The organism is Bradyrhizobium sp., from assembly GCF_019244115.1.
Classification (GTDB): domain Bacteria; phylum Pseudomonadota; class Alphaproteobacteria; order Rhizobiales; family Xanthobacteraceae; genus Bradyrhizobium.
Map to the genome: position 1 here is coordinate 1 of NZ_JAFATE010000597.1, position 7,830 is coordinate 7,830.

Sequence of the window (7,830 nt, forward strand, 5' to 3'; positions counted from 1 at the left end):
TGACATCGTTGAGACGAACGTCCTGCTTCATCGAGCAGCACGCCAGTGGTGGGCATGGTCGTCGTCGATGTGGTGATGCACGGCTAGGCCATCGGTCGCACGCGCGAGACCAGCGCGCGCCGGTCTCGCGCCTGCGACCGTCGCCACGCGATGATGAACATCGCGGTCAAATTCCCGGAAGGCCCTCCTCCGCCACAGTTTTTTGTGGTGGACGGAACGATGTTTTGTGACAGAATTAATACAGATGGATATCAGTTCGGTTACACGGAGCAGCTGATGCGATTGATGTTTCAGGCGCGGTCAAATCCGCTGGCGTGGTGGTGGGGTCTTCTGACCCTGGTGAGCAGCGCGAACATCGCCTCATGGTTCCTGCTGTACCGGCAATTCCATGATCAGCCCGGCACCGCGAGCAGCACGTCCGATATCGGGCTGATGCTCGCGCTGTGTGCCGCCTATGTGTTCGGCTGCGCCTTCCGCTCGTTCCTGCCGCGCGCCGACGTGCAGCGGATCTGCCTGTTCGACACCTGGCTCTCCAGCGTCGTCGTCGGCCGCTCGGTCGCGACGGTGGCCGAGATCTGCTTCGCGGTGCAGTGGGTCATCATCCTGCGCCAGCTCGGCGGCCTGACGGGCGCCGACACCACGCTGAACGCGGCCTATGTGATCCTGCCGCTCATCGTGATCGCGGAAATCTGTTCTTGGTATGCGGTGCTGACCACCAACTATCTCGGCAACGCGATCGAGAACTCGCTGTGGGCCGTCACATTCCTGGCTGTCGGGGTCGGCCTCAGCCGGCTGCTGCCGGAGTTCAACGGCCCGGTCCGTCTCGCCCTGATCGTCGCGATCCTCGGCATTGCCGCCTACCTCGCCTTTTTGATGCTAGTCGACGTGCCGATGTATGTCAGCCGCTGGCGCGCCGACCTGTCCGAGGGCAGCAAGGTTCTTGGGCTGCTCGAAGGACTGCGCGATGTCTCGACGCGCTGGGTGGTGACGCACGACCTGACCCATTGGAAGGGCGAGATCGCCTGGATGTCGCTGTATTTCAGCGCCGCGGTCTGGGCCAGCCTGGCGCTGTGCATGGCCTACGCACTCGACGGCCACCTGCCGCAATACCGCACCGAGGCGGCGGTCAGTTCGTATGCGGCGCCGATGACGCCAGTCGCGGGCCGCGCGTCGTAGGCGACGGCGCGCCAGTCCTACGAGAACGGCTAGTTCGCGAGCGGCTCGCTGGCGCCAATCTTCTAGATGATGATCGGCGTGCCCCTGGAACTGATCTCCGCGATTGCGCGATATCATCACCGCAGTCGTCACCCGCGAAAGCGGTGACCCAGTATTCCAGAGACAGCCGTGATCGGCTGAGAAGCCGCCGCGCGTACTGAATGCCCGGCATTCGCGGGGCATTCAGCTGTGCTCACCGCAGCGGGCGGAAGAACTGAAAAACCTCCTCGGCCAGCGCGGCGGGCTGCTCCATTGCGGCGAAATGGCCGCCCTTTTTCATCACGCTCCATCGCCTGATGTCGGTGTAGGTCTTTGCCGCGAGCTCGCGCGGCGGCACGATGATCTCCTTCGGGAATGCCGCATAGCCGGTGGGCACCGTGACCGGCTCGGCCGGCGAGATCGGCCATCGCGGCGCGTGCAGCCGGCCGTAATACGGCCAGAACGACGACCCGATCGCCCCCGTGAACCAGTACAGCGAGATGTTCGCCAGCATGCGGTCGCGGCTGATGGCGTTCTCCGGAACGCCGTCGCAATCGGACCAGGTGCGGAATTTCTCCACCATCCACGCGGCGAGCCCGGCCGGCGAGTCATTCAGCGCAAAGGCCAGCGTCTGCGGCTTGGTGCCCTGGATCTGCTGATAGGCGGCCTCCTCCTTGAACCAATGCGCGAGCTGCTTTGCGTAACGCGCATCGTCAGGCGAACTGCCGGTAACGTTCTGGTCGCGGGGTGCGAACAGCAAATTGAGATGGATGCCGCACACCGATGACGGATATTTCTGGCCGATCATCGAGGCGATGCCGGCGCCCCAGTCGCCGCCTTGCACCGCGAACCTGTTGAAGCCTAGCACCTCGGTCATCAGGTCATGCAGGCAGTCCGCCATCTCGGGAAGCGCAAACCTCATCTGCCCCGGCCTGAAGGACAGCCCGTAGCCCGGCAGCGATGGCGCGATCACGGTGAAGGCGTCGCGCGGATCGCCGCCAAATCGCGCCGGATCGCTCAGGCGCGGGATGATGTCGAGAAATTCATAGATCGAGCCGGGCCAGCCATGCATCAGCAGCAGCGGACAGGGATTGGAGCCGACGCCCGGGACATGCAGATAATGCACATCGATGCCGGAGAGCGGCACCTTGAACTGCGGAAAGGCGTTCAGCGCCGCCTCCTGCGCCCGCCAGTCGAACGCGTCCTTCCAGTAAGCCACGAGGTCGCGCACATAATCGACGCTGCTGCCAAAAGCCCAGGGCTCGCCGGGCGCGGCATCGGGCAGGCGCGTCAGCGCAAGCCGGGATTTGAGGTCGGCGATATCCTGGTCGGGAATGTTGAGCACGAACGATTGGGGTGCCATGATCGGTGGTCCCTGGTGTTGTTATGCCCAGCAGAATGGTTCGGCACGAACCGGTCAAGGCGCCGGACGCGTGGCTGCTAAGCGCCCGCGGCTTCTTGACGGACCGGCTGCGGACGTATCAGTCCGGTAGGATGGGTTGAGCTCTTCGCGAAACCCATCACATCATAGCAGCGGCGCCAGCCATGCGCGCGCCAGACGAAGATCATCGGAGACGAGCGAATGGCTGGTCGGCAGCAGGTGGTGGGCGACGTCCGCGCCCATACGCGCCATTCGCTGCGCGAGCCGGGCGCCATCACCGGGCGAGCGGCGCTCGTCGTCTCGTCCGTCGATGATGAGCACCGGCGTAGCCGGAATTTGCGTGCCGGATCCGCCGCGAACGGCGACAGCGGCCGGAACAGAACCGCACCGGAGAGGAGCCGCGCCTCGAGCATGATCAATGCCGCCGCCATGATCGCACCGTTGGAAAAGCCGACCGCAACCGGCGGCCTCGCAAAACCGCGCGCGATGCCGATCTGCGCAATGCTCTTTGCCAGGCTGCCTGCTTGGGTGAGGAGATCGCGTTCATCGATCGCGCGATCCTCGAAGCGGCGAAAGAACGCAAAACCGCTCTCCCAGGGCACGGCGCCGCGAACCGCAACCGCCATTGACCGCGGCGCGAGTTCTGCCGCGAGCGGCACCATGTCCTGCTCGGTGCGTCCGGAGCCATGGAGCAGCAGGAGCGGCGTGTGGCTCGGCTCGGCGCCTGGGATGAAAAGGTGATGGTGAGGCATTCGCGTCCGGCGAGACGATTATCTGGCTGACACAACATACGGCAGATAGTGTACAGGGCAGCGGAGCAACCGCCATGCCCAACGGCCTATTTCGGAACCATACTTCCAGAACGATGAAGCCGTCCGCGAGATGCTGGAAAGCGTCCTCTGGCCGCATGGCCCAGTGTGCCCTCACTGCGACGTTGTGGGCCGCTTCTACAAGGCCAAGAAGCCGCGCGTGTACCGTTGCGCCGAAAAGGTCTGCCGGAAAGACCTCACGGTCACGATGAAAGCCGTGAGGGGCGATCCAAGATCGCTCTGCACAAGTGGTTGCAAGCCTTCCACCTGATGACTTCAAGCAAGCAACGCGTTTCTGCCCACCAACTCCACCGGGCGCTTCAGATCATTTGTGAGGGGGCGTGGTTCATGGCTCACCGCATCCGTGAGCAATGGGGCTTGCAGCCGCCTATGGGTCGCGGTAGGCGAGGCCGCGGAGGCGGACGAGACACCTTTCAAGGCAGCGTCAAATCGCTCGCGCGACTCTTCGGCGCTGAATTTCTCAGTGTCGGACATCGCGCACAAATTCCTTGAAACGTCGTTCTGCTTCCATCCAACCAAACACGATTGCCGTATCGGCTGTTTTCAAAAACGTTCTATCTTCATCGCGAAGATGGGCGGCATCGTCATATACCGCGTCGCGTTCAACTCCCGGCCAAGAACCGCGCAAATCAGAGTATGCCGCGAATACCTGCGGTACGTTGGATCTATTCGCCAATGTCGAGATGAAATGTTCTGGCCGGGACAATTCCTTGTTCAATACGAACGGCAGGCGATACCTACGCCCGCTCGCCCCCTTAAATTCGTCGGGATCGCGTGCCCTAGAGCCAACAATTTCTCGTAGCTTCTCCACGACAACTAAGCGGAAGTCTGTTTCCGCCATTCTCTTGACCTCAAATGCATAGTCAGCCACGGAACGTGCGGCATTGGCAACCAAGGCGACGACATGCGGAAGAGCTTCAATACTTTCAGCCGAAGAACCTACCCGGCCACTATGAAACTTGCAGCCATAACGAGCCGCCAATTCAGCAAGGCGATGGACAACATTTGGAGTAAACGAGATGCCCGAATTGCTTAAGCGCATAGCGCTAAAGCTGGCATCGTGGACAACCAAAGCGTCTGTAGTCTGCTCAACGACAACGGTAACCAGTTCGCCGTCACCATATGCCACGGGCACGGTGACTTCGATACCGATATTTGTCTTTTCGACAGCCGTCAGCGATCGGATCAGTCGCTCAACTTCGGCTGCCGTGATCTTCGGGCTATCGGCGGTCAAAGTCTTCATTAACGATCAGCCTCAGCTGCACGCCTCGCGGCGGCGATAATACCGCAAATGTTGTAACAATGTTAGCTGCCTTCCAGAAGTCTAAGCACCAATGGGTAAAATTCTGTTCTCGGCGATCCTCTTCTGCGTCCATTGTAGGCCAGCGCTGCCAATGCGTGCAGTCCACGCTGCCCTTGCGGAGCAAATTCTTGTGACTGCGGCTTGGGTTAACGTCCAAGGCAAGAATTCGTTTACCACGGAACAGAAGGGACCAACTGTACTTGGCCGGTAGGCGAACCTTGTGAGCGATCATCACAACAGTGCCGACAAGCACCCGCGACTCTGGTACGCCGACGGCCATTTTCGATTCGGCGAAATCGGGATGACCTTTAGACCGCCAGCGGGGCCGGACATGGGCCGTCTTTTCTGCCGCCAAGAACTGGCGCACCAAGTCATCGAAATCGTTCAAGACTATACCCCGCTTACGCGGGGATGGAGCTTATCACGGGCGCGCCATCTTCAGCTAGAAAGAGAGAAAGTAGTCCAACTACTACCTATGAGGTATGTGGTGTCAACCAGATATTCGCTGCGGCGAGGCGTTGCCGTCAGCTTTGCTCTAATCGTCACGGTCGATCAGCTGGCGATCCTGCGCTCGCGAAGGTCAGTGCGAGCAGGATGGCGCACGGGATCAGCAGAATCAGGAACCTGAAATACATCGCCCCGATCGCGCCGGCGAGCGCGCCGCAGGCAAATGAGCTCATCATGATGCCGACATCGCGCAGCCGCTGACGCGCCTTGCTCCGGGCATCGCCGTCGATCCGGCCAAGGCCGACGTCGACGGCGTCGATGGCGAATTGCGATGCGTTGACCGTCATCACCGTGCTCGCCGGCAATTGGGCAAGATGCAGCCGGCCGACCGCATTCTGGATGCCCATGGCGAACGCGCCGGTGCAGCCGAGCGCGCTGATGATGATCGCATCCTCGTCGGGTCCAGCTGCGAGCCGATGTCCAAACATCACCAACAGAAGCAGCATGACCGCTTCCGCCGCCAGCAGAACGGAGAGCTTGATGGCTTCGGACTGGTATTTGAGGCGTTGATCGCCCAAGCGGGCCGCGATGACGCCCAGGAAAAACGCCGGAAGCGTCAGGATCTTCGAGACGATTCCCGCCGTGCCTCTTGCGACCGCCGCCCCGATCAGAACGAAATTCCCGGTCACATGCGCGATGAAGAGGCCGTCGAGCAGGATGAAGCCCGCGCTGTCCGCCATGCCCGCCACGGCCGAGAGCGCCGCCGCCATCCAGAGCGGAGAAACCTGCAATCGCCTCATCGACGATACGCCCCGATCGCTGCAATCTGAAAGCCCGCAGCAACCCTATCCGGCCCGCGTCAGTCCAACAATTGCACTCAGCGAATGCATGCAAGCCATGCACAGATTGCCCGTCGCGCCGGTCTGGCACGAGAAAGCTGGCGCACGAACGATTGCCAATGATTACTTCTTTTCCTTGTCGGAGTTCGCTGCAGCAGATTCCTGCGACTTCTGCTCGCTTCTAGCGGCAAGCACCGGTGTGCCGGCGCGCGACTCAATTTCGTCGCCGGTCTGCTTCAACAGGTTCGGAACAAGTCGTTCCGTGAATCCTCCGATAAGTCCGAGAACCGCAGTTTCTTGCCAAACGTTGGGATCGTGCAGGAGCCCACTTAACGGCTGCTTCAAGACGGTTAGCCCCAGGAGGAGGAGGACAGGTCCTGAGACGAATCCAATACCGATGCGGGTTGAAGCCATAAGGTAATTCATGCCCGATCGTTGACAGGGATATAGTTCGAAGGCTCCCAAGCGAGTTGCGACCGAAAGCATCGCCCCGGTCACACCAAACAAGGCTGCAACAATGAAGGCCTGTGCCCCCACTGATTGCGGGTGCATCAAAAATGCAACTCCAATTGCAAGAAGAACAACCCAGACGAAGACGCAGCAGCTGAAATACTTGGCGGTGTTGTCGCCCGTCACGCGATCGACCGCCATCTTCAGCGCCTGTTTCGCGAGATCTATCCCCTGCTGGTTCTTCTTTTCCAGAATGAGCATGACGGCTTCCGCCATGTTGTGCTCATAAAGCGACGAGGGATGGCGGTCGGTTTGCGATCTGCGGCCGAGAGGCCAACTCGAACGCATTTCATGCGTAAGGTACCGAAGTTCACACAGTTCGGGAGAAATTTCGGTAAATTCGCTCCGCTGAGCAGCCGCCTCCTCCGGAGAGTCTGCGAATTGCACGTAGACTCCCCTCTCGGAGCGATAAACTGCATAATTTCCTTCGTTCCAAAAAATCTCTTCCACCAAATGGCCTAATCTATCCTTTTGGCCTTCCTTCAGCTGACATAGCTTGAATTTTGTCGTGCAGAAGTTTTGCTCTTTTGCTTGCTCGTCGAATGTCCCGTTGGTGTATTGGTCCATTTCAACCCTCCAGCGCAAATACAATGTCCATGCAGAGACGCTATTTGGTTGACGTGCCGACATGTCTCCGAGTTGCGCATCATACCGCCGACAGCTTCGCGGAGCAGTTGCATCCTACGACTGCCTTGTCGTCGCCCAGAGTGAACTGGTTCACATAATCGGACACTGGTTTCGCTGAGCGGTCTGGACGGGGTCATAACTCGAAGTACCCGGCCAAGCGTTTCTCCGCGATTGGCCCCATGCATCAACGGCTATGGCAACGAGCAAACTGCCCGTCGCGCCAATCTGCCGCGGCGAAATTGTTCTGATTTACAGAAATAACCTTGACTCCGTCCGCAAATCAGGGCATCATCGGCGCCGTCCTGCACTCGCTCGAGGGGCGTTTCGCGATCGTCACGAACGTTGAGCGCGGGATGCGGTGGACGTGCCCGGTCGCAGCGCCTATGCGCGGACGAACGATCCTGGCACGGACGGCAAAGGCGTGTGGTCCTGACACCCCGACGCTGGTGTCAAGTCGGCGAAGACGTTTCGCCGACGACGGGAGCAAGAAAGCCCGGTTCCCGGCTATTGAATGCACACATCTTTTGTTGCGATGGCCGGCAAAGACTGATTCCCCCTTGGGTCGTGATTTGGAGGGGCGATGCGGGAGGAGATTGGGCTGGGGCGATTTGGCGATCGCCGCCTGGAAAAAGGGGGGTGGTCGTTGCACGAGGCGTTGGTGCGAAGGCCCTGTTCGTGTATTCGACGCCTTGCTGGGAA

8 protein-coding genes are annotated in these 7,830 nt (G+C 60.3%); 2 read left to right on the top strand and 6 right to left on the bottom strand.

What is annotated here, in order from left to right; all coding sequences use genetic code 11:
* Positions 1-276 precede the first annotated feature (276 nt).
* Positions 277-1,176: a hypothetical protein gene (locus tag JOZ76_RS26465; RefSeq protein WP_291703658.1), complete on the top strand. Its 900-nt coding sequence runs from the start codon at positions 277-279 to the stop codon at positions 1,174-1,176.
* A gap of 232 nt (positions 1,177-1,408) precedes the next feature.
* Here JOZ76_RS26465 and JOZ76_RS26470 read toward each other — a convergent pair whose 3' ends face one another.
* Together JOZ76_RS26470 and JOZ76_RS26475 are read right to left on the bottom strand one after the other, a co-directional pair.
* A complete protein-coding gene (locus tag JOZ76_RS26470; RefSeq protein WP_291703659.1) occupies positions 1,409-2,557 on the bottom strand; it encodes an epoxide hydrolase family protein in 1,149 nt (382 codons plus the stop codon).
* Between the two features lie 77 nt (positions 2,558-2,634).
* Positions 2,635-3,327 carry an alpha/beta hydrolase gene (locus JOZ76_RS26475; protein ID WP_291703660.1) on the bottom strand — a complete coding sequence of 231 codons (693 nt, stop codon included), beginning with the start codon at positions 3,325-3,327 and terminating at the stop codon, positions 2,635-2,637.
* Positions 3,328-3,415: 88 nt separating this feature from the next.
* On the opposite strand from JOZ76_RS26475, the gene JOZ76_RS38380 reads away from it, so the two are divergent.
* On the top strand, positions 3,416-3,655 hold the full coding sequence (locus tag JOZ76_RS38380; protein WP_366114075.1) for a transposase: 240 nt from the start codon (positions 3,416-3,418) through the stop codon (positions 3,653-3,655).
* A gap of 210 nt (positions 3,656-3,865) precedes the next feature.
* Here the strand turns inward: JOZ76_RS38380 and JOZ76_RS26480 are convergent, their stop codons facing one another.
* The 4 genes from JOZ76_RS26480 to JOZ76_RS26495 form a co-directional block, all read right to left on the bottom strand.
* Complete coding sequence (locus JOZ76_RS26480; RefSeq protein WP_291703662.1) at positions 3,866-4,648, bottom strand: hypothetical protein; 783 nt, start codon at positions 4,646-4,648, stop codon at positions 3,866-3,868.
* Positions 4,626-5,096 carry a hypothetical protein gene (locus JOZ76_RS26485; protein ID WP_291703669.1) on the bottom strand — a complete coding sequence of 157 codons (471 nt, stop codon included), beginning with the start codon at positions 5,094-5,096 and terminating at the stop codon, positions 4,626-4,628. Before JOZ76_RS26485 ends, JOZ76_RS26480 begins: the two co-directional genes overlap by 23 nt.
* A gap of 154 nt (positions 5,097-5,250) precedes the next feature.
* Complete coding sequence (locus tag JOZ76_RS26490) at positions 5,251-5,955, bottom strand: YoaK family protein (protein WP_291703671.1); 705 nt, start codon at positions 5,953-5,955, stop codon at positions 5,251-5,253.
* 162 nt (positions 5,956-6,117) lie between these two features.
* A complete protein-coding gene (locus tag JOZ76_RS26495) occupies positions 6,118-7,071 on the bottom strand; it encodes a hypothetical protein (RefSeq protein ID WP_291703673.1) in 954 nt (317 codons plus the stop codon).
* Between the last annotated feature and the right edge of the window lie 759 nt (positions 7,072-7,830).

Bases quoted from the DNA above. Each gene is read 5' to 3' on its own strand.
- JOZ76_RS26470 (WP_291703659.1), bottom strand. From the start codon at position 2,557: ATGGCACCCCAATCGTTCGTGCTCAACATTCCCGACCAGGATATCGCC.
- JOZ76_RS26465 (WP_291703658.1), top strand. From the start codon at position 277: ATGCGATTGATGTTTCAGGCGCGGTCAAATCCGCTGGCGTGGTGGTGG.
- JOZ76_RS26480 (WP_291703662.1), bottom strand. From the start codon at position 4,648: ATGAAGACTTTGACCGCCGATAGCCCGAAGATCACGGCAGCCGAAGTT.
- JOZ76_RS26490 (WP_291703671.1), bottom strand. From the start codon at position 5,955: ATGAGGCGATTGCAGGTTTCTCCGCTCTGGATGGCGGCGGCGCTCTCG.
- JOZ76_RS26475 (WP_291703660.1), bottom strand. From the start codon at position 3,327: ATGCCTCACCATCACCTTTTCATCCCAGGCGCCGAGCCGAGCCACACG.
- JOZ76_RS26495 (WP_291703673.1), bottom strand. From the start codon at position 7,071: ATGGACCAATACACCAACGGGACATTCGACGAGCAAGCAAAAGAGCAA.